Source organism: Micromonospora sp. KC213 (genome assembly GCF_004348325.1).
Lineage (GTDB): Bacteria > Actinomycetota > Actinomycetes > Mycobacteriales > Micromonosporaceae > Micromonospora.
In genome coordinates this window covers 138,378-159,620 of record NZ_SMKF01000001.1, presented here as the reverse complement: position 1 = coordinate 159,620, position 21,243 = coordinate 138,378, and the positions used below count along the sequence as shown (strand labels likewise).

General features: G+C 69.1%; 13 protein-coding genes. 5 read left to right on the top strand and 8 right to left on the bottom strand.

Going from position 1 to position 21,243, the window contains the following annotated elements; all coding sequences use genetic code 11:
* Positions 1–50: 50 nt before the first annotated feature.
* The 6 genes from E1166_RS00545 to E1166_RS00520 form a co-directional block, all read right to left on the bottom strand.
* The gene (locus tag E1166_RS00545) at positions 51–1,055 is read right to left on the bottom strand and encodes a sugar phosphate isomerase/epimerase family protein (protein ID WP_132260700.1); all 1,005 of its coding nucleotides are present in this window, start codon (positions 1,053–1,055) and stop codon (positions 51–53) included.
* A gap of 12 nt (positions 1,056–1,067) precedes the next feature.
* Positions 1,068–2,246, bottom strand: coding sequence for a Gfo/Idh/MocA family oxidoreductase (locus tag E1166_RS00540; protein WP_132334706.1), 1,179 nt, complete (start codon positions 2,244–2,246; stop codon positions 1,068–1,070).
* A gap of 12 nt (positions 2,247–2,258) precedes the next feature.
* Positions 2,259–3,299 carry a substrate-binding domain-containing protein gene (locus E1166_RS00535; protein WP_132334704.1) on the bottom strand — a complete coding sequence of 347 codons (1,041 nt, stop codon included), beginning with the start codon at positions 3,297–3,299 and terminating at the stop codon, positions 2,259–2,261.
* Between the two features lie 69 nt (positions 3,300–3,368).
* A complete protein-coding gene (locus E1166_RS00530) occupies positions 3,369–4,364 on the bottom strand; it encodes an ABC transporter permease (protein WP_132260733.1) in 996 nt (331 codons plus the stop codon).
* Positions 4,365–4,423: 59 nt separating this feature from the next.
* On the bottom strand, positions 4,424–5,944 hold the full coding sequence (locus E1166_RS00525) for a sugar ABC transporter ATP-binding protein (RefSeq protein ID WP_132334702.1): 1,521 nt from the start codon (positions 5,942–5,944) through the stop codon (positions 4,424–4,426).
* The gene (locus tag E1166_RS00520) at positions 5,941–7,131 is read right to left on the bottom strand and encodes an ROK family transcriptional regulator (RefSeq protein ID WP_132334700.1); all 1,191 of its coding nucleotides are present in this window, start codon (positions 7,129–7,131) and stop codon (positions 5,941–5,943) included. Before E1166_RS00520 ends, E1166_RS00525 begins: the two co-directional genes overlap by 4 nt.
* An 870-nt stretch (positions 7,132–8,001) precedes the next feature.
* On the opposite strand from E1166_RS00520, the gene E1166_RS00515 reads away from it, so the two are divergent.
* Together E1166_RS00515 and E1166_RS00510 are read left to right on the top strand one after the other, a co-directional pair.
* Positions 8,002–8,592 (top strand): EboA domain-containing protein, encoded by a 591-nt coding sequence (locus E1166_RS00515; RefSeq protein ID WP_132334760.1) that lies wholly within the window; start codon positions 8,002–8,004, stop codon positions 8,590–8,592.
* Positions 8,593–8,606: 14 nt separating this feature from the next.
* Positions 8,607–9,458: a TatD family hydrolase gene (locus tag E1166_RS00510; protein WP_132334698.1), complete on the top strand. Its 852-nt coding sequence runs from the start codon at positions 8,607–8,609 to the stop codon at positions 9,456–9,458.
* A gap of 71 nt (positions 9,459–9,529) precedes the next feature.
* On the opposite strand, the gene E1166_RS00505 is transcribed toward E1166_RS00510, so the two are convergent.
* The gene (locus tag E1166_RS00505) at positions 9,530–10,381 is read right to left on the bottom strand and encodes an FCD domain-containing protein (protein ID WP_243710047.1); all 852 of its coding nucleotides are present in this window, start codon (positions 10,379–10,381) and stop codon (positions 9,530–9,532) included.
* 346 nt (positions 10,382–10,727) lie between these two features.
* Here E1166_RS00505 and E1166_RS00500 point away from each other — a divergent pair, with 346 nt between their 5' ends.
* The 3 genes from E1166_RS00500 to E1166_RS00490 all read left to right on the top strand — a co-directional run bounded on the left by E1166_RS00500 (position 10,728) and on the right by E1166_RS00490 (position 17,807).
* Positions 10,728–16,553, top strand: coding sequence for a ThuA domain-containing protein (locus E1166_RS00500; RefSeq protein WP_132334696.1), 5,826 nt, complete (start codon positions 10,728–10,730; stop codon positions 16,551–16,553).
* Positions 16,554–16,614: 61 nt separating this feature from the next.
* On the top strand, positions 16,615–17,283 hold the full coding sequence (locus tag E1166_RS00495) for a hypothetical protein (RefSeq protein ID WP_132334694.1): 669 nt from the start codon (positions 16,615–16,617) through the stop codon (positions 17,281–17,283).
* 2 nt (positions 17,284–17,285) lie between these two features.
* The gene (locus E1166_RS00490) at positions 17,286–17,807 is read left to right on the top strand and encodes a hypothetical protein (protein ID WP_243710046.1); all 522 of its coding nucleotides are present in this window, start codon (positions 17,286–17,288) and stop codon (positions 17,805–17,807) included.
* Positions 17,808–18,052: 245 nt separating this feature from the next.
* On the opposite strand, the gene E1166_RS00485 is transcribed toward E1166_RS00490, so the two are convergent.
* Positions 18,053–20,749 (bottom strand): RICIN domain-containing protein, encoded by a 2,697-nt coding sequence (locus tag E1166_RS00485; protein ID WP_132334690.1) that lies wholly within the window; start codon positions 20,747–20,749, stop codon positions 18,053–18,055.
* Between the last annotated feature and the right edge of the window lie 494 nt (positions 20,750–21,243).

Below are 21,243 nucleotides of genomic sequence, written 5' to 3'. Positions count from 1 at the left end.
CCCTGGTCCGAGCCGGCCACCAGACGCCGGTACCGTGCTGCCGCAGATCGTCAGGACTGGGCGAACGCGGCGTCGAACGCCGCAGCCGGCGGCTCGAACGCCAACTGCCGGACGAAGCGCAGTGCTTCCGGAGCGCCGATCAGCCGGTCCATGCCGGCATCCTCCCACTCGATCGAGATCGGCCCGTCGTACCCGATCGCGTTGAGCGCCCGGAAGCAGTCTTCCCACGGCACATCGCCGTGCCCGGTCGACACGAAATCCCAGCCGCGCCGCAGATCGGCCCACGGCAGATGCGACGACAGCCGTCCCCGCCGGCCGTCACCGGTGCGGACCTTCGCGTCCTTGCAGTCGACGTGATAGATACGGTCGGCGAAGTCCAGGATGAAGGCGGCTGGGTCGAGTTCCTGCCACACGAAGTGGGACGGATCCCAGTTGAGCCCGAAGGCCGGCCGCCGTCCGACCGCCTCCAGCGTGCGCACGGTGGTGTAGTAGTCGTAGGCGATCTCGCTCGGATGGACTTCGTGCGCGAAGCGCACACCCACCTCGTCGAAGACGTCGAGGATCGGGTTCCAACGGTCGGCGAAGTCACGGTACCCGGCGTCGATCATCGTCGGCGGTGCCGGCGGGAACATCGCCACGGTGTGCCAGATCGACGAGCCGGTGAACCCCACGACGGTACGGACGCCGAGCTTGGCCGCCGCCCGCGCGGTGTCCTTCATCTCCTCGGCAGCCGCCTGCCGGACCTGCTCGGGGTCACCGGAGCCCCAGATACGCGCCGGCAGGATCGCCTTGTGCCGTTCGTCGATCGGGTGGTCGCACACCGCCTGCCCGGCCAGGTGGTTGGAGATCGTCCAGACGCCGAGGTTGTACTTGGCGAGTGTCTCGCGCTTGCGGTCGACGTACGAGTCGTCGGCCAGCGCACGGTCGACCTCGAAGTGGTCGCCCCAGCAGGCGATCTCCAGACCGTCGTATCCCCAGTCGGCTGCCAGCCGGCACACCTCCTCGAACGGCAGATCGGCCCACTGCCCGGTGAACAGGGTGATCGGTCGCGCCATCGGTACTCCTTGTCATTCCTTCTCGACGTGGGTCCATGCGCCCTCCGCGGCGGCGCTGCGCTCGACCGCGTCGAGCACGAGTTGAACACCGAGGCCGTCGCTGAACGAGGGCTGCGGATCGGTGCCGGTCGCGATCGCCTCGAGCAGGTCGCGGGCCTGGTGGGTGAACGAGTGCTCGTATCCGATGAGGTGGCCGGGCGGCCACCAGGCCGCCATGTACGGGTGCTGCGGCTCGGTGACCAGGATCCGGGTGAAGCCCTGTTCCTCGGCCGGTCGGCTGGCGTCGTAGAACTCCAGTTCGGACAGGCGTTCCAGGTCGAACGCGAGCGACCCGGCCGAGCCGTTGATCTCGATCCGCATGCCGTTCTTGCGACCGGTGGCGAACCGGGTCGCCTCGTACGTGGCGATCGCGCCGCCGGACAGCCGCGCCAGGAACAGGGCGGCGTCGTCGACGGTCACCGGACCGGTGGTCGCGCCGGAGGCCGCCGCGGACAGGCCACTCGACGCAGCGGGTAGTGGGCGTTCCTTGACGAACGTCTCGGTGAGCCCGGACACCCCGGTGATCCGCTGCCCGGTCACGTACTGAGTGATGTCGATGATGTGCGCGCCGATGTCGCCCAGCGCACCCGAGCCGGCCGTCTCCCGGCGCAGCCGCCAGACCAGCGGGAACTGCGGGTCGACGATCCAGTCCTGCAGGTACGCCGCACGGACGTGGCGGATCTCGCCGACCCGGCCGGCGGCGACGAGATCGCGCATCAGGGCGAGCGCGGGCACCCGGCGGTAGTTGAAGCCGCACATCGACCGGACCCCCGACCTGCGTGCCGCGTCGGCGGCCGCGACCATCGCGCGGGCCTCGTCCACGGTGTTGGCCAGCGGCTTCTCACACAGGACGTGCTTGCCTGCGGAGAGCGCCGCGAGGGCGATCTCGGCGTGCAGGTCTCCCGGCACACATATGTCGACCAGGTCGATGTCGTCCCGCTCGACCATGGCCCGCCAGTCGGTCTCCGACCGTTCCCAGCCGAGCCGGTCCGCGGCCGCGCCGACCGCCGTCGCGTCGCGGCCGCAGACGGCCACCATGCGCGCCCGCAGTGGGAGATCGAAGGCCCGGTTCACGGTGCGCCATGCCTGCGAGTGGGCGCTACCCATGAAGGCATAGCCCACCATGCCGACCCGTACGTCGCTGCGATTCATTGTCGACCTCCGTCAGGACTTGAAACCAAGCGGCCGGTACCGCTCCACGTTCTCCTTGGTCACCGTCTCGGACTGCAGCACGATGAGCTTCGGTACCTGGAGTTCGACGAGGTCCTCCATGCCTTTGCCCTGGGCGGTGAGCCGGGCCAGCGAAATGGCCGAGGACGCCATCGTGGGCGGGTACGTGACCGTGGCCTCCAGCGGGCTGTCACCGGCTTTGATGTGATCCATGGCGTCCAGCGATCCGGCGCCGCCGACCATGAAGAACTCCTTGCGGCCAGCCTGGCGGATCGCCGCGAGCACGCCGACGCCCTGGTCGTCGTCGTGGTTCCAGATCGCATCGATCTTCGGGGCCGCCTGGAGCAGGTTTGCCGTCACCGCCTGGCCGGAGTCGACGGTGAACTGCGCGGCCACCCGATTGGTCACCCGCAGTCCGTACGTCGCCAGCGTGTCGGCGAAGCCCTTCGAGCGGTCCTTGGTGAGCTGGAGGGTGTCGATGCCGGCGATCTCGGCGATGACCGCGCCGGACCTGCCCTTGAGCTTCCTGCCGATGTAGTGCCCGGCGGATACCCCCATGCCGTAGTTGTCCCCTTTGATCAGCGTGAAGGCTGCGGCCGGATCGGCGAACTCCCGGTCGAGATTGACCACCGGGATGCCGGCGTCCGTGGCCTGCCGGGCGACGGCCGTGAGTTGGGCGCCGTCGTAGGGCAGCATCACGATGGCGTCCGGCTTCTGCTGGATCAACGACTGGATCGCGGCGATCTGGGCGGGCGCGTCCCTGCCCGGGTCGACCGCGAGCAGTTTGACGTCGGAGTACTTTCCGGCCTGCGCCTTGGCGTTGTTGGTGATCGCCGCTATCCAACCGTGGTCGGCGGCGGGGGCGGTGAATCCGATGGTCACCGTCTTTCCGGGGGCGGCATTGTTGCCACCGGACACCTTCGTCTGATCGTTGTCGTCGTTGCCCTTGGTTTCGTTGGACGTGCAGCCGGCGAGCAGCGCACCGGCTCCAAGGGCTGATCCGCCGAGCAACAATCTGCGGCGGGACGTGGACATGGCTCCTCCTGAAAAAGGGTGCGAGGTGCCGGGCGACCCCGGGTCGGGGTCGCCGGCTGGGCGAGAAGGTCAGGTCGGGGTACGGCCGCGCCGGGTCCACGCGAACGCGGGAACGCGAAGCCGTCCCATCTGGAGTTGCTGGACAAGGACGGCGCAAACGATGATCGCGCCGTTGACGATGCGTTGGGTCTCGGTGGGCAGGTTGTTGACGGTGAACAGGTTGGCGATCTGGCTGAAGATGAGTACCCCGAACAGGGAGCCCATGATCGTGCCCCGGCCGCCGGTCAGCGCCGTACCGCCGATGATCGCGGCGGCGATCGCGTTCAGTTCGTACAGGTCGCCGTTGGTGTTGGAGCCCGATGTGGTCTGGGCGACCACGATCAGCGCGGCGATACCACAGCACAGCCCGGACAGTGCGTACAGCGCCAACGTGTGGCGCTTGACGTTGATGCCGGCCAGCCGGGCGGCTTCGGCATTGCCGCCGATCGCGACCGTACGCCGGCCGAAGGTGGTGCGGTTGAGCAGGATCCAACCGAGCACGACCACGACGGCAAAGATCACGACGATGTACGGGATGCCGAGGACCTTGCCACTGGCCAGATCGTTCACGAACGCGACCCGGTTGATCTGGGTTTGCGACCCGGATATCTTCTGCGCCAGCCCACGGGCCGCCACCATCATCGCGAGTGTGGCGATGAACGGGACCAGCCGTCCGTACGAGATGAGCAGCCCATTGACGATGCCGGCGCCGGTGCCCACCGCGAGAGCCGCGAAGATGACGCCGGTGACGCCGAAGCTCTGCGTGGCGACCGTCGTGCACCAGACGCTCGCCAGGGCGAGTAGGGCACCCACCGACAGGTCGATTCCGCCGCCGATCATCACGAACGTCATGCCGATCGTGATCACTCCGATCGCCGACGCGAGGCTGAGTACGGTCAGCTCGTTCGACCACAGCTTCGCGGGGTCGAGGAAGATGTCCGGCCGGGTGACTGCGCCGACGACGAGCAGCGCCAGCAGTACGGCGGCGAGGGTGGCCGTCCGTTTGACCGATTCCAGCGACAACATCCGGCGGCCCGGCTCCCGCACAGCCTCCGGTTCCGCCGTCGTGACGCGGGTGCTTACCGTCACGTCGGGCTCCCTTCCAACAGCGACCCCGCCATGACGAGATCGAGTACGGTGTCCTCGTCGAGCTCTTCGGCCGGAGCCTGGTGGATCAGCCGGCCCTCGCGCATCACCAGCACCCGGTCGGACAGACCGAGCACCTCCGGCACCTCGCTGGAGACCAGCAGGACGCCGACGCCGCTGTCCGCCAGGCGCCGGATCATCTGGTACAGCTCGGCTCGTGCCCCGACGTCGACGCCGCGGGTGGGCTCGTCGAGCAGCAGCAGGCGGGTGCCGCCGAGCAGCCACCGCCCGACGACGACCTTCTGCTGGTTACCGCCGGACAGCGTCCGGACCGGCCGCTGGACGTCGCGTGGGCGCAGTTCGAGGTCGTCGGCGATGCGGGTGGCCGCCTCCCGCTCGGCACCGGTCCGGGTGAAGCCCACGGTGGCGAAGCGGCGGAGGCGCGCCAGGGTGATGTTGCGGTAGACCGGTTCGCCCATCAGCAGTGCCTGCTGCTTGCGTTCCTCCGGCGCCATCCCGAGACCGGCCCGGACGGCCGCGCCGACGTCGGCCGGGTGCAGCGGTCGGCCGTCGACGAGAACGCGGCCGGTGTCCGGTCGGCGGGCGCCGTACACCGTTTCCAGCAACTCGGAGCGGCCGGAGCCGACCAGGCCGGCGATGCCCACGACCTCTCCCCGGTGGACGGCGAAGGAGACGTCTGAGAACTCGCCCTGCCGCCCGAGGCCCTCGACGGCCAGTAGCGGCTCGGTGTGCGAGGCCGCACGGCGCTCGGGGAACACGTACTCGATGCTCCGGCCGGTCATTCGGCGCACCAGTTCCCGGGTGGGCGTGGTCTTCGCGTCCAGGTTGACCGCCGAGGTGCGCCCATCCCGCAGGACCGTGACCCGGTCACCGATCTCGCGGATCTCCTCCAGCCGGTGGGATATGTAGATGACCGCGATGCCCTCGGCGGTGAGGTCGCGGATGACCCGGAACAGATTCTGTACTTCGCCGTGAGCCAGGACGGCGGTCGGCTCGTCCATGATCATGAGCTTGGCCCGGCGGGACAGCGCCCGGCCCATGCTGACGATCTGCTTGGCGGCGGCCGGCAGTGCGCCGACCTCGGCGCCGACCGGGATCTCCGGGTGTCCCAGCTGGCTGAGTACCCGCTGGGCGGCGTGGCGCATCGCGCCGCGCCGCACGAAGCCGAGGCGCCGCGGTTCCTGGCCGATCGCGAGGTTCTCCGCGACCGACAGCTCGTCGATGAGGTCCAGCTCCTGGTAGATCGTGGCGATGCCGGCCTTGAGCGCGGCGTGCGGGCTGCTGAACGACACCTGCTCGCCCTGCCAGACGATCTCTCCCGCGTCCGGCCGGTGGGCTCCGGACAACACCTTTATCAGGGTGGACTTGCCGGCCCCGTTCTGGCCGAGGAGGCAGTGCACCTCGCCCGCGCGGACCTCCAGCCCGACGCCGTCCAGCGCGCGTACGCCGGGGAAGCTCTTGACCACGCCGGCCAGCCGGAGCACCACCTCGGACGTCATGACGGCTGCCCGTACGCCAGCTCGCTGGCGAGCACCGCGGCTCCGACAACGCCTGCGCGGGGGCCCAGTTCGGAGAGCACCACCGGCAGGTTTCCGGTGGCGAGGGGGAGCGAGCGCCGGTACAGTACGCTGCGGATCTGGGCGAGCAGGATATGTCCGAGCCCGGCCAGGCCACCGCCGATCACGATCATCGACGGGTTGATGAAACTGACCAGTCCGGCAAGCACCGTGCCGATGCGGCATCCGCCGTCCCGGACGAGCTCGATACAGGTGACGTCACCCTCCGCCAGGCCCCGCGCCACGTCCCGCGCGGTCACCGTCCCGGTCGCGGCGAGCCGGTCGGCCAGCACCGGCGAGGCACCGTTGCGGGCGGCGGCGGTTGCGCTGCGGGCCAGCGCGGCGCCGCTGAACAGGGCCTCGAGGCAGCCGACGTTTCCGCACGAACAGACCGGACCGTTGCGGTCGAGCTGGATGTGGCCGATGTCGCCGGCGCAGCCGTCCGGGCCCCGGTACACCTCACCGTGCAGGTAGATGCCGCAGCCGATGCCGGTACCGACCTTCACGAACAGCAGGTCGTCGACGGAACGCGCGACGCCGCCGTAGCGCTCGCCGATGGCCATGATGTTCACGTCGTTGTCGACGACCACCGGGCACGCGTGTTCGCGGCTGAGTATCTCGCGAACGGGGTACTGGTGCCAACCGGGCATGATGGGCGGTGAGACCGGGACACCGTCCCGGAAGCTCACCGGGCCCGGCACGCCGATGCCGATGGCGTGCAGGCGCTGGAACGCTCCGTCGATCGCGAATTTGGCGAGGATCTCGCTGAGCCGGTTCAGGATGACCTTCGGGCCGGAGCGGATGTCGGCCGGCTCCGCGTAGGCGACGACCGGCTCCAGCTGCCCGTCGATGATCTCGATGTCGATCGAGGTGGCACCGAGGTCGACCGCCGCGAACCGGAGATCGGGGTTCAGTTCGACAAGCGTCGACCGCCGGCCGCCGCGGGAGGCGGCCGGACCGGCTTCCCGTACCAGGCCGGTGTTGAGTAGCGCGTCCAGCTCGGCGAGCAGCCGCGGCCGGGGGGTCGCGAGCCGGTCCGCCAGCTCGGCGCGGGACAGCGCACCGCTGTCGCGCAGCAGGCAGAGCAGACGGGATCGGATTGGTCGCTGGGCAGTCGCGAGCGGGGTCACTTCGCGCCTCCGTCATCCACGGGTCCGAGGTCAGTGCCTCGTCACGTTGGCGTTCCAGTAGGTGCAGGCAGGGCAACCGACCGTGTCGGCCGTGTGACGACAGTACGGGCTTCCATCTATGTGGTCCAGACCTTCTGCAGAGATCGCATCGACTTTTGTCGAGGTCAGCAGAAGTTCCCGATCGTTGGGTGCTGATGAGCCCGTCCGGGTGGCCTGGTGGGATTGACAACCGTCGACTGATCCTAAGAGTATGACTCTGCACCGAGAGTATGACTCTGCACCGCCTGATGTGTCTGCAACAGTCAGCCCTTGTGGCGCTCTGGACCGGTACAGGAAGGCCCCAGTGATGTCCTCGAACTCGCGCCGGCGTGCCCCTCCGGGGCGGTGCGCGACCAGGCTGGCACGGACCTGCCCGCAACGAATCCACCCTCCGGGCTCGCCATGAGTACGACTCTTGGCTGGTACCGATAGCAGTCTCCGACCGCTTGGCACAGCCCGGCGCCTACCTCGCCGACCAGGGCATTCCCTCGTGCGTGGCGTTGGTTGACTGCCCGGTGCCCGTCCCGACCTGTTACCGATGAGCGGACCAACAGGGGACGGTCACCGGGTTCGATCGGCGGGCAGGGCCGAGACGCCGACCGGCCCTGCCCGCCAGCCCTGTCCGACCCGTCCACCGACCCGTGGCGGCGTCGTCGCCGCCGACTTCGTCGTCGTCACGGTTGGGTTGACCTCGGTGGCGGGCGGACGGGGCCCGGTGGCCCGCGCGCTGGGCGTCCTCGCCATCGGCCTGACGGGACGGGCGTGGCACTGGCCGCACCGGCAGGGCGCGGACGAATCGACGGGCGACGCCGCGGATCCGAAGGAGGCGTTATGGAATCGGACGCACGTCGTGTCGCACGGGACGTCGTGGCCGACGACGGCTGGCTCGCCGACGCGGAAAGGCGTGTGGCTCGCGACCCGGCCAGCATCGTTCGCTTGTTCGCCAGCGCCGGCCGCCACTGCGGCCGGGCGTCGTTGCCACAGGTCGAGGGCTGGACCGCCGACGAGGCGGCCCGCGCGCGACTGTTGCTCGCCCTGCCCGTCGCGGCCGTGCCGCGGCGGGTCGAGGATCTCTACCGGTACGGTGACGCTGACGAAAAGCGTGCCGTGCTCAAGGCGCTGCCCCTGCTTCCACTCGACGGCGGGGCAGTGCCGTTGCTGCACGACGCCATCCGCACGAACGACACCCGCCTGCTCGCCGCCGCGCTCGGTCCGTACGCACGGCACCTCGATCAGGCCAGCTGGCGCCAGGCCGTCCTGAAATGCGTCTTCATGGGCGTGCCGCTGTCGGCGGTACACGGCCTGACGGAGCGTGCCGACGCCGAACTGGCGACGATGATCGCCGACCTCCGTGACGAGCGCGATGCCGCCGGACGCCACCTGCCCGACGACGCCCTCGCACTGCTGAAGCAGCTCACCTGACGGCCGGAGGTTCGATGCGCATCTTCGATCCGCACATCCACATGACCTCACGAACCACCGACGACTACGGGCGGATGGCGGCGGCGGGCGTGCGCGCCGTGGTGGAGCCGGCGTTCTGGCTCGGGCAGCCACGCACGAACGCCGGCTCGTTCGCTGACTACTTCGCCTCGCTCGTCGGCTGGGAGCCATTCCGGGCCACCCAGTTCGGCATCCGCCACCACGCCGCCATCGCCCTTAACCCCAAAGAGGCCAACGACCCGCGTTGCCGTGAGGCTCTGGAGCTGGTGCCCCGCTACCTGGCCAAGGATTCGGTGGTGGCAGTCGGAGAGATCGGCTACGACGCGATGACACCGGAGGAGGACGACGTCTTCGCCGCGCAGCTGGCCATGGCCATCGAGTACGAGCTGCCCGCGCTCGTGCACACCCCGCATCGCGACAAGATTCGAGGGGTTGCCCGCAGTCTCGAGGTCGTGAGGAACTCCACCATCGATCCCGGCCGGGTCGTCGTCGACCACCTCAACGAGGTCACGGTCGGCGCGGTCCACGACTCCGGCTGCTGGATGGGCTTTTCCGTATACCCGGACACGAAGATGTCACCGGAACGCATGGTGGAAATCCTGCGCGTGCACGGCCTGGAACGGATGCTCGTCAACTCCGCCGCGGACTGGGGCCGCTCCGACCCGCTGCTGACCCGGCGCACCGGCGAGGCGATGCTCGCCGCGGGGTTCACCGACGACGACGTCGACACGGTGCTGTGGCACAACCCGGTCACGTTCTTCGGCCAGTCGGGACGCCTCGATCTCACCGACCTGCGCGGCGGCGATCCCACGTACGAAGGCAACTCGATCCTGAGAGGCGGCAGCTGATGCGCCTGTGCCATCCCGGTGGCCACCTGGCGCGAGTGAGCTGTTGCGCGAGCGAGCCGGTGGCCGCCGGCCTATCCACCGACGCCGGCGCTCGGCGGCGACGGTGTACCGGCCCCGATGCTCGTGGTCCGGGAGCGGTCACCAGGAACGGCTTCCCGTGCCGCGGCGGTAGATGGCTGCCGGTCGGCGGCGGAGAAGATCCGCTGCTGGATCTCCCGGCGGTAGTCGTCCAACGTGTTGTCGATGTGGATGGCTGCGGCCGCTGTGGCGGCCTCCGCATCGCCGGCGCGGATGGCCTGACAGATGGCTTCGTGTTCCTCGACCGCCTTGGCGGCGTGTCCGCCCACCGAGCCGCGCAGTCCGATCAGGTTGGACTGCGCCTGCAGCCGGCGGGCCTCGCGGACCGCGACCTGCAGGAACACGTTGTGCGAAGCGACGGCGATGCTGGTGTGGAAGGCGTCGTCGCCTTCGTTGAACAGGTCGTCGCGCCCGGTGTCGAATCCCTGCCTGCACGCGGCGGCGGCTTTCTCGATGGCCTGGACCTCCGCCGGGGTGGCGCGGCCGGCGGCCAACCGGCTCGTCGCCATCTCCTGTGTCCGGCGGAACTCGAAGAGCATGTAAACGTGGTCCAGGTCAGTGGGCAGGAAGAACGACGCCCAACGGCCGCTGCCGAGCATCCCCTGGTCGTCCGCGACGTACAGGCCGCGGCCCCGCTGAGCCCGTACGCGGCCCAACGCCGAGAGGATCTTGACTGCCTCGCGGACCACGGTGCGACTCGTACCGAGCTGCCGGGCCAGTTCGTACTCGGTGGGCATCCGGTCGCCGGGGCGCAGGCCGAGCCGGGCTATCAGCTCCAGCACCTGCTCCGCTACCACCTCGTAGCCCGGGCGGTACCCGCCTCCGGTGCGCTCGCCGTCGATCACCGCCGTCCCTTCCCGATCGCCGGTAAGAGTACGGACCTGTGGTCCGCCTGGGCCAGGCCGGATCCCGCCCCGGTTCAGCCGGCCGTTACCTCAGAGAGGAAGCACGCACATGAACGACCCCCCGTTCACGCCCCCTCCATCGATGGCATCAGAACAAGTCCCGTCGTCCGTCGCGGCGAACGCCGCGTTACTCCAACGTCACCTGTCAGCGAGTCCCGTCACCTCATCGAGTTGATCCACACCATGCGGTGCCGCCCTCGGCGGGCGCGCCGTGCCCCAACGCACCGGTCTTCGGCGAGCCGATGCGACATTCCGTGTTGTCCCCGACCAACGAAGGAGCTCCTTCGTGCCAGCAGATCGCCGAAGCCGCGGCACCAGCCGCTCGGCCAAACGCCTGCTTCTCGCTGTCGCCACCACCCTCCTCGCCGCTGCGTCCGCGCTGGTCGCCGGGGTGCCACCCGCCCCGGCGTCGTCCCGGCCGGTGAGTCAGGCGGCCGCGGCGGAGCCGTTCTCCATTCTGGTCTTCTCCAAGACGGCGGGCTTCCGCCACGACTCGATCCCGGCCGGCATCGCGGCGATCGAGCAGCTCGGCACGGAGAACGGCTTCACCGTCGACGCGACCGAGGACGCCGGCGCGTTCACCGACGCCAACCTGGCCAGGTACGCGGCGGTGGTCTGGCTTTCGACCACCGGCGACGTGCTCGACGCCGGCCAGCAGGCGGCGTTCGAGCGGTACATCCGCGCCGGGGGCGGGTACGCGGGTATCCACGCCGCCTCGGACACCGAGTACAGCTGGGCCTGGTACGGCGACCTGGTCGGCGCGTACTTCGCCTCGCACCCGGCGAACCAGACCGCCACCATCAAGGTCGAGGACCCGGCGCACCCGTCCACGGCGTCGCTACCGGCGAAGTGGACCCGCTTCGACGAGTGGTACAACTTCCGAACCAACCCGCGCGCGGACGTACACGTGCTGGCCAGCCTCGACGAGCGCAGCTACACACCGGGAGCGGGCGCGATGGGCGCCGACCACCCGCACGCGTGGTGCCACGATTTCGACGGCGGCCGGTCCTGGTACACCGCCGGCGGGCACACGGCCGAGTCGTACACCGAGCCCAGCTTCCTGGCTCACCTGCTCGGCGGCGTCCGGACCGCGGCCGGCGCGGTGGACGCCGACTGTGCCGCGTCGCGGACGAACAGCTTCGAGAAGGTGACGCTGGACAGCAACACCAGCAACCCGATGGAGCTGGACGTCGCGCCGGACGGTCGGGTCTTCTACATCGAGCGCGACGGCCGGGTGCAGATCGTCAAGCCGGACACCGGTACCACCGTCACCGCCATCGACCTGGACGTCTTCGCCGGCAACGAGGACGGGCTCATCGGCATCCGGCTCGACCCGGACTTCGCCGCCAACGGTTGGGTGTACCTCTACTACGCGCCGAACGGCGGCGCCGCCCGCAACCGGCTGGCCCGGTTCACCGTACAAGGTGACTCGATCCTGGCCGGCAGCGAGAAAACGGTGCTGGAGGTGACCACCCAGCGCAACACCTGCTGCCACGCCGGCGGCAGCATGGTCTTCGACAGCCGGGGCAACCTCTACCTGGCGACCGGCGACAACACGAACCCGTTCGAGTCGAGCTCGTTCACGCCGATCGACGAGCGGCCGGGGCGGCAGGACTACGACGCGCAGCGCACCGCCGGCAACACCAACGACCTGCGCGGCAAGGTGCTGCGGATCCACCCCGAGGACGACGGCACGTACACGATCCCGTCCGGCAACCTCTTCCCGCCGGGCACCGCCCGGACCCGGTCGGAGATCTACGCGATGGGCTTCCGCAACCCGTTCCGGATCGGCATCGACCCGAAGACCGACACCCTGTACGCCGCCGACTACGGCCCCGACGCCCCGGCCACCGATCCCAACCGCGGCCCCGAGGGCACGGTCGAGTGGAACGTCGTCACGCCCGGCAACTACGGCTGGCCGTACTGCCACGGCGCGAACTACGCGTACAACGACTACACGTTCCCGTCCGGCCCGAGCGGCGCGAAGTTCGACTGCTCGGCACCGGTGAACAACTCACCCAACAACACCGGCCTGACCAACCTGCCTCCGGCGATTTCCGCCGCGGTGGACTACGACTACAGCGGCAACCCGCTGTTTCCCGAGATCGGCCGCGGTGGCGCGCCGATGGGCGGCCCGCTCTACCGGTACGACGCCGGGCTCAACTCGACCCGCAAGTGGCCGGCGTACTTCGACGGCAAGGCGCTCCTGGGCGAGTGGAACCAGAACAAGATGTACACGCTCCAGCTGGACCGGGATGCCACGTCCCTCGTGGACATCAACGAGGTGCTCGCCGGGATGACGTTCGTGCGGCCGATGGACTTCGAGTTCGGCCCGGACGGCGCGCTGTACCTGATCGAGTGGGGCACCGGCTTCGGTGGCAACAACGACAACTCCGGCGTCTACCGGATCGACTACATCGCCGCCGACCGCGCCCCGATCGCGGTCGCCTCCGGCGAACCCACCTCTGGCCAGCCGCCGTTGGCCGTGCGGTTCTCCAGCACAGGGTCGCGCGACCCGGACGGTGGCGCGCTCACCTACGCGTGGACGTTCGGCGACGGCGGCACCTCGGGCGAGGCGAACCCGACGCACACCTACACGGCGGCCGGCAGGTACACCGCCCAGCTCACCGTGACCAACCCCAAGGGGCGTACCGCGGTCGCCAACGTGCCGATCACGGTCGGAAACACCGCGCCGACGGTGACCATCGAGTTCCCGCCGGACGGCGGCTTCTTCGACTGGGGTGACCAGGTCAAGTACACCGTCAAGGTGACCGATCCGGAAGAAACCACGATCGACTGCGCCAAGGTGAAGCTGCAGTACTACCTCGGGCACGACGAGCACGCCCACCCGCTGCAGTCGTACACCGGCTGCACGGGCACCGTGCAGACCTCGCTCGCCTCCGGGCACGGCGCCGAGGCGAACGTCTTCGGGGTCTTCGAAGCCACGTACACCGACACAGGCGGATCGGGCGGAGCCAACCCACTGACCGGACGGGCGATCGAACAGCTACAACCCAAGCGGAAGCAGGCCGAGTACTACTCGGCCACCGGCAGGGCGCCGGAGGGCGTGGGTACCGGCGACCCCGGCGTACAGAAGGAGACCACCGGCGACGCCGCGGGCGGCTTCCAGAACATCGGGTTCATCGAGGACGGCGACTGGTGGACGTTCGCGCCCACCAACCTCACCGGCATCGACACCCTGCGCTTCCGGGTCGCCTCCGGCAGCGGCGGCGGCGTGATCCAGGTACGCGCCGGTGCGGCCGACGGCCCGCTGCTGGCCGCCGCGACGGTGCCGGCGACCGGGGCGTGGCAGACGTACACCGACGTCTCCGTCGACCTCGCCGCGCCGCACACGACAAGCGGGCCGCTCTACTTCGTCGCCCGCAACAAGCCCGGTGGCACCGAGGGCGGCAACCTGTTCAACGTGAACTGGGTGGACTTCCTCGGCAGGGGTGTGACCGACAACGCGCCGCCGGTGGTGAGCGCGTCGGCGAGCCCGAACAAAGGCACCCTGCCACTCGCCGTGACATTCACCGGCACCGCCACCGACGCGGAGGGCGACACGCCGCTCGCGTACGCGTGGGACTTCGGCGACGGCGGCACGGCGAACACGCTGAACGCCACACACACGTACACCGCGCCGGGCACGTTCACCGCCACCCTGACGGTGACCGACAGCCGGGGCGCCAAGGCGTACGCGACCACCACGGTCAGGGTGGACGCGCCGAACACGTCCTGCTTCGGGGCGCGCTCGGACGACTTCCTCGGTACCACGCTGGCGAAGACCCGCTGGTCGACGGTGGTCAGGGAAAACCAGTCCTACTCCGTACGAGGTGGCTCGCTGCTCCTGCCGACCGCGGCGGGTGACCTTTACGGCGGTCGCAACGACGCGACCAACCTCGTGCTCCAGCCGGCACCGGGCGGCGCCTGGCAGGCCACGACCAAGGTGACGCTCGCGACCACCGCCAACTACCAGCAGGCCGGGCTCATCGTGTACGGCGACGACGACAACTACGCCAAGCTTGATCTGCTCCACTCGGGCGGTCGACGGGTCGAGTTCCTCCGCGAGACGGCCGGAAGCCCGCGCAACGAGGCCGCCGACAGCGCCGACGCGCCGACCGGTACGGACACGATCTACCTGCGGCTGAACAGTGACGGCAGCAACCTCACCGCGGCGTTCTCCACCGACGGCCAGACCTTCACCCCGGTGGGCCGGGTGGCCGCGCTGGCCGGCATCACCACCCCGAGGGTGGGACTCTTCGCCTTGAACGGTGGCACGACGGCGCCGGTGGTCGACGCGGCGTTCGACTGGTTCCAGGTCTCGCCGGACGAGCCGGCTGAGCCGGTCGCGCCGTCCGACGAGTTCGACGACGCTCTGCTCGACAAGTGCCGGTGGGACGCGATCGTCCGTGAGGATCCGGCCGCGTACCGGGTGCAGGGCGGAGCGCTGCACGTCGATGTCCCGAACGGCGACATCTACACCACACCCAACACCGGGCCGACGAACTTCATCCTGCAGAACGCGCCGTCCGGCGACTGGACCGTGGAGACGAAGATCGACGGCAGTCTGCTGGACGAGCAGTACCAGCAGGCCGGCCTTCTCGTGTACGCCGATGACGACAACTACCTGAAGCTCGACTACGTCGTGGACAACGTGGCCGGGCAGCCGGTATCGCGGCGCATCGAGTTCCGCGGTGAGACCGCCGGCGCGTTGCAGAGTCCGCAACCCAACGCCAGCAACCTCACGTCCGCGGTCTGGCACCTGCGCCTCGCCCGCACCGGCAACGTGTACACCGCCTCGTACTCGGCGGACGGACAGGACTGGACGGCGTTCGAGCCGCTGACCAACGCGGCGGTTGGCGCGACGCCCAAGGTGGGTCTGTTCTCGCTCGGCGGTGCGCAGACCGCTCGCAAGACCGTATCGTTCGACTACTTCCGGCTCAGCACGGAGGCAGTGGACGACACCGCTCCGGTGACGACGGCCACGGTGGACGGCCCGGCGGTCGGGGGCTGGTACACCGGCCCGGCGACGGTCACACTGGCCGCCACCGACGAGGACGGCGGCAGCGGCGTGGCTCGCACCGAGTACCAGCTCGATGGCGCCACCGCCTGGGCCGCCTACACCGGGCCGGTCCTGGTCGCCGGTGACGGGACGCACGAGGTGCGGTTCCGCTCCGTCGACCAGGCGGGGAACGTCGAGACGACCAGGTCGGTACCCGTGAAGATCGACGCGACCGCGCCGGTGACCACGGCGATGTTCGCGCCGGCGAACGACAACGGTTGGCACGCCGGGGCGATCCCGGTGACGCTCGCCGCGACGGACGCGGGATCGGGCGTGGCCGCGGTGGAGTGGTCGCTCGACGGCGGGCCATGGGCCCCGTACACCGAACCGGTCGACGTGACCGGTGACGGGAACCACGAGCTGCTCTACCGTGCCAGGGACAAGGCCGGCAACGTGGAGACGCTCAAGTCGGCGGTGCTGCGGATCGACGGCACCAAGCCGACGGTCCTCGTCTCCGGCCTCGCCGACGGCCAGCTCTACGGCGACAGCCAGGATGTGCGGGTCACCTTCCAGGCGGTCGACCCGACATCCGGCATCCAGTCGGTGGTCGGCAAGCTGGACGGCAAGCCGTACCAGTCCGGGACGCTGCAGGTCATGTACGACCTGACGCTCGGCATGCACGAGTTGGTCGTGACCGCCACCGACAGGGCCGGCAACGAGACGACGGCGAACGTGCGGTTCTTCGTCACCACCTCGCTGCGCGACATGCAGGCACTGGTCGACCGGTTCAAGACGACCCGGCAACTGTCGACCGTGGCGCACGGGAAGCTGTCGAAGCAACTGGACGCGGTGCGGCTGGCCGAAGCCACCGGGAACGACCGGGTGGCGATCCAGAGGCTGCGGATGTTCGTCGGGCTGGCGTCGAACCGGGCGCTGGTGACCGACGCGGACGTCCGGAGCGTGTTGGTTCGGGACGCCGAAGCCATGCTCGTCCGACTGGGTGGGCGGGCGTCGACGGCCGGCACCAAGGCCAACGGTGGCGCGTCGCTGGCCGGCACCGGTCGCCTCGACGGGGACGCCACCCGCGTACCCGAGGGCGGCAATCTGTAACTCCACTCGCCGTGGGGCCGGCCGCCGCCGGCCGGCCCCACATCCCAGAAGGCTTCTCCGGATGAGCAACCGAAAGAAGATCCGCCAGGCTCCGTCTTCGGCGCCCACCACGCGGCAGATCGTGCCGATCGTCATCGCGTTCGCGCTTGGCGCGCTGCTCGCCGGGCCGGTCGGCGCCGTCACGGCCGGGGCTGACGACCCGACCGACGACCGGGTCGCGGCGCTGCGGGCTGAGGAGAACAAGCGGGACGCGGCCCAGGTCGTCGAGTTGACCGCACGCGCCCGCCAGGTCCAGGAAAGCCTGCTACCCGTGCTCGACGGGCTGGCCACCGCGGTGCCGGTGGCCGAGGCGCCCGGCCCTGCCGCCAGTAGACCGGAGGTGGAACGGTGGCAGGCGGCCACCGGCAAGGCGGTCGAGGACTTCGCGAACCCGCCTTCCGGAGGTACCGGCGTCAACATCGCGCGCTCCGGCCTCGCCGCGGCGGTACAGACGCTCGACGCCGCGGTGGACACGTACGCCGCCGCGCTCGCCCAGCCGCCGGCCGGCCGGACCAGCCTGTTCGAGCTCACCGGCCGTCAGCGGGACGCCGCCGTCGCCATCTGGGGGAGTGCCGCCACCCAGCTCGACGTGCTCAATGTCGACGCTGGCAACGGTCACGCCCACGTGTTCCTGCCCGCGGTACCGGGGCAGGGGGCGCTGACCGCCGACGGCGCACCGGAAGGGAAGTGACCATGCGACGTACGATCATGGCGGCGGTACTCCTCCTCGCGCTCTGGCCCACGGCGCCAGCGGCGGCGCACGGCGGCCCGGTGGTGCTCGACGTGGCCGGTGACGGCGCGACCGGCGTGACCGTGCGGGCCACCTACAAGGACGGTCACCCGGTGGAGGATCGCGTACTGCGGCTGGTGCTCCACGCCACCGGCGACGGCGGCCGGAAGATCGGCCCGTTGCAGCTCAACCCGGCGAACGAGGGGCAGGGCTTCTACGCCAGCGGCGCGGTGCTCACCCCCGGCAGGTGGACGGTGGCCGTCACGTCCCCCGAGCCCAACCCCGGCAAGGCGCAGGCAACGGTGCAGGCCCGTGCCCCGCAGAGCGCCCCACCCCGGCAGGCGACGGCACCCCGGCCCGATGAGGCCGGCGGCGGCGGTACCGGGCGCTGGTGGCTGGTCGGCGGAGCACTGCTGTTGGGTGCGGTGGCCGCGCTGGCGCTGACCGCTCGCCGTGGCAAAGCCACCGCAGGGCGTCGGGGGTAGGAGCGCGGGCGTCTGTACCGTCGCGGCGTCGCGCGCCGTGCGTCCGGCCGTTCGGATCCGTTGCCGGGTAGATGCGGGGGAATCGTCCGTCGTGTGCCTGATGGAGGCACACCGGACTCTCGGGGCACAGCAGGGATAACACATTTCTCAGCGAAGCCACAAAGGCCGGCCCTCCATGGCAGGCGCGCCATGGAGGGCCGGTGGCAGGGCCGCCCGGGCCGGGTCGGGTGCCGGGGTGGGGTTGGTCAGGTGCGGAGGCTCCATCGCTGGTTCGCGCCGCCGTTGCACGACCAAAGGATGATCTTGGTGCCGTTGGCGCTGGCGGCACCGTTCGCATCCATGCACAGTCCGGACTGTGCGTTCGTGATGGTGCCGTTGGCGTTGACGTTCCACTGCTGGTTGAGTCCGCCGTGGCAGTCCCAGATGATGACCGTGGTGCCGTTGGTCGTGCCTCCGCCGTTCGCGTCCAGGCACTTGTTGCCGAACACGGTCAGCTGCCGGCTGGCGGTGTGGGTCCACCGCTGGTTCGTGCCGCCGGAGCAGTCCCACAACTGCACCTGGGTGCCGTTGGTGGTGCTGGAATTGGGCACGTCGACGCACCGGCCGGACTGGCCGCCCACGATCTGACCGTTCTGCTGACTCCCGCCGCTCTGCTGCCTGACGATCGACCTGGACTCGGGTGACCGACTGCCTTGGGCGTCGAGGACGTAGAGCCGGTACTCGCCCGGCGTCGTTGGAACAGCTATCGACGTGGCGGTGCCGTCCGCCCTGGTCATCGTCGGACCGGGGACGAAGGTGGTGGTACCGGAGGGGGCCAGCCAGATCGTCCTGGTCTGGTCGCCGGTGCTGCGGACCGGAATCGATGACGTCCCGCTGCTGACGAACGTGCTGGCCGGTAGCACGTGGTCCGGCAAGGAGAGATTGCTCTGCGGGATGATGTCCTGATATGCGCTCTCAAGTCCCGAGTTCACGGCGATACCATATGCCGCCGCCGGCCAGACATAGTCGGAGGAGACGAGAATATCCTGGACGGTGCTGTTCGGCAGATTCTTGTTGGAAACCTTGTTGATCGGGCCGTAGGTTTGCGTGATGTTCAGGTCGTGCTTGCGTCCGAAGTCGTCGGAGTTGATGAGCCACGTGACATTCTTGTCCACGCTCAGGACGTTGTCGCGGAAGGTGATGTACGCCGAACCCTCGTCCGGGTGCAGCCCGTACTTGTGGCCGGCCGGGACGCCTTGGAGATAGTTGTTGTGGATGGTGGTCCCAGGCTGGCTGCCCAGCGTGTATATGGGAGCGGTGTCGCTGAGTCGCTGCACCGTGTCGATGATGTGGTTGTAGCTGATGTTGTTGTTCTTCGCCGTCGTGGTCGGCCGGTTGGGCGCGATCGAACCGGATGACCCGTCGAAGTTCCACCACCCCCATCCGAGCGTGATGCCCGACCACGGAGTCTTCTCGATCCTGTTGCGCTGAATCGTGAGGGTGTCGGCGAAGTACGCCGAGATGGGACTGTGTCCGTTGAACAGTACGGCACTGTCATAGATGTAGTTGTTCTTGATCTCGATGTTCTTGGGCAGTCCCTCCACCTGAGGGGAGTACTTTTCGCGATTGGTCGACGTGTGGTCGCCGATATAGACGTGTTGCGGGTGACCGACGGTGATCGCGGACCCGGCAATGTCGTTGGTGTGGTTGCCGGTCAACTGCGTGTTCTGCACATCGTTGACCATGGTGATCCCGTCGGCACCGGTGTGCTGGATCCGGTTGCGCTGCAGGATCAGGCCGTCGGCGTTCTGGATCTGGATCATGCCGGGAGTGACGTCGACGTTGCGATAGTAGTAGACGTGGAAGTTTCCCTTGGCGTATGCCTGGGCGCCCAGGTTGCCCTGCTGGGCTTGCTTGAACGCGGAGCCGGCCACATTGAACAGGTTCCAGTCGGAGTGCTGTACCGTGAGCCCAGAGAGCGTGATGTTACGGGCGTGGACGCTGGTCGAGGTCCCTGCGACCCGCAGCACGGTGGACACGTTGTTCGGCGCGAAGACCGACGCGGTCGTCATGTTCTCCGAGCTGGCCTTGTAGTAGTACAGCGTGCGGCTGGTCTTGTCGAAGTAGAACTCGCCCGGCGTGTCCAGGAACTCGTAGGCGTTCATGACCTTGTGGCTGCCGCCGACCTGGGCGTTGCCGTTGAACGCGCCCTGGGCGATGGCCGCGCCGGGCTGCTGGAACAGCGCGACCCGGTTGGCGCCGTCGGCTGTCGTGGTCACCTGGCGGACTCCCACGATGGCCGTGGTCCAGGTGGTCGCCGTTTCGATCTCGATATCGTCGTGGTTGCGGGCGATGGCGGGAAAGTCGGACAGGCTGTATCTGGCGCCGTCGCACTGTGAGCCCGATTCCCAGGCCCATGCGGCTTGCCCGGCGGTGATGTTGTACGTCCCGTGGCATCCCGCCGAGTTGATCGTCTTCGAGGCCATGTACGCCCGCTTGTCGTTGACATAGAGCGTACGCAGCTTGTTGGCGCGGTCGAGCGGCGCTTTCCAGATGTTGCCGCTGTGCTGGGTCCACCCGGTCACCTGGACCCCGGCATCCAGGACCGGGGTCTCGTTCGGGTAGGCGGAATATATGACCCGGTGACCGTTGGTGCCGGAGTCGCTCGGCCCAAACTCGATCGTGTTGCTCACCGGATAGCTTCCGCCGCGGAGATAGACGTAGATGTCGCCTGTCATGTTCGCGTTTATCGTGCGAACGGCGTCCCGCGCGCGCTGTACGGTCCTGAATGGTGACGTGATCGTTCCGGTGTTGGTGTCGTTGCCGTCGGGGGCGACATAGTAGGTTGCCTGGGTCGCGGCCGAAGCCGGCATTTGATCTGTCACCACGGCTGTCGACGCGGCGGCGGCGAACACCGCGACTGCCAGCAGCGACCTGCCAATGATGGAAACGGCTGACTTCACGTACTGTTCCTTTCAGGTCCGGATGCTGAGCCGCGAGGATGTGGGCCATCATGGGCCCGGAGGAACTGCCGACCGCGATCCGGGCCGGGGCCAGGTTGTCCCGAGTCCTGCCGCACCCGCGATCTCGAGCGCCGCGACCGCCATGGCCGGCCACCGTGTCACTGCCTCATGACTGCTCACTCTCGACGTGGAGATGATGAGATCGGCTGCTCCCAGCGCTGCGACCGCAATGTACGTGGAACATAGGTCGTGTGATGTATGATGTCAACAAGCTTCAATGTCTTATGGTTAGAGGTGTCGGCGCCAGGAGCGGGTCGAAACGCTGGCGCGGGTCCGCCTGTTGTCGTCGGTGATCTCGACAGGGGTTGGGCCAACTGTCCGCGGGCGCGACCGAGCGCTGATGGGCGTGTGCCCGCGCCGCCACGGAGTCGGCCGCTGCGGCGGTCGCTGGCGCCGGCGGGAGGGTTGCGACGTGATACCGGATCGGTCGGGGC

Coding starts and splice junctions, on each gene's coding strand:
- E1166_RS00535 (WP_132334704.1), bottom strand. CDS start 3,299: ATGTCCACGTCCCGCCGCAGATTGTTGCTCGGCGGATCAGCCCTTGGA.
- E1166_RS00545 (WP_132260700.1), bottom strand. CDS start 1,055: ATGGCGCGACCGATCACCCTGTTCACCGGGCAGTGGGCCGATCTGCCG.
- E1166_RS00540 (WP_132334706.1), bottom strand. CDS start 2,246: ATGAATCGCAGCGACGTACGGGTCGGCATGGTGGGCTATGCCTTCATG.
- E1166_RS00525 (WP_132334702.1), bottom strand. CDS start 5,944: ATGACGTCCGAGGTGGTGCTCCGGCTGGCCGGCGTGGTCAAGAGCTTC.
- E1166_RS00490 (WP_243710046.1), top strand. CDS start 17,286: ATGCGACGTACGATCATGGCGGCGGTACTCCTCCTCGCGCTCTGGCCC.
- E1166_RS00495 (WP_132334694.1), top strand. CDS start 16,615: ATGAGCAACCGAAAGAAGATCCGCCAGGCTCCGTCTTCGGCGCCCACC.
- E1166_RS00510 (WP_132334698.1), top strand. CDS start 8,607: ATGCGCATCTTCGATCCGCACATCCACATGACCTCACGAACCACCGAC.
- E1166_RS00515 (WP_132334760.1), top strand. CDS start 8,002: ATGGAATCGGACGCACGTCGTGTCGCACGGGACGTCGTGGCCGACGAC.
- E1166_RS00530 (WP_132260733.1), bottom strand. CDS start 4,364: ATGTTGTCGCTGGAATCGGTCAAACGGACGGCCACCCTCGCCGCCGTA.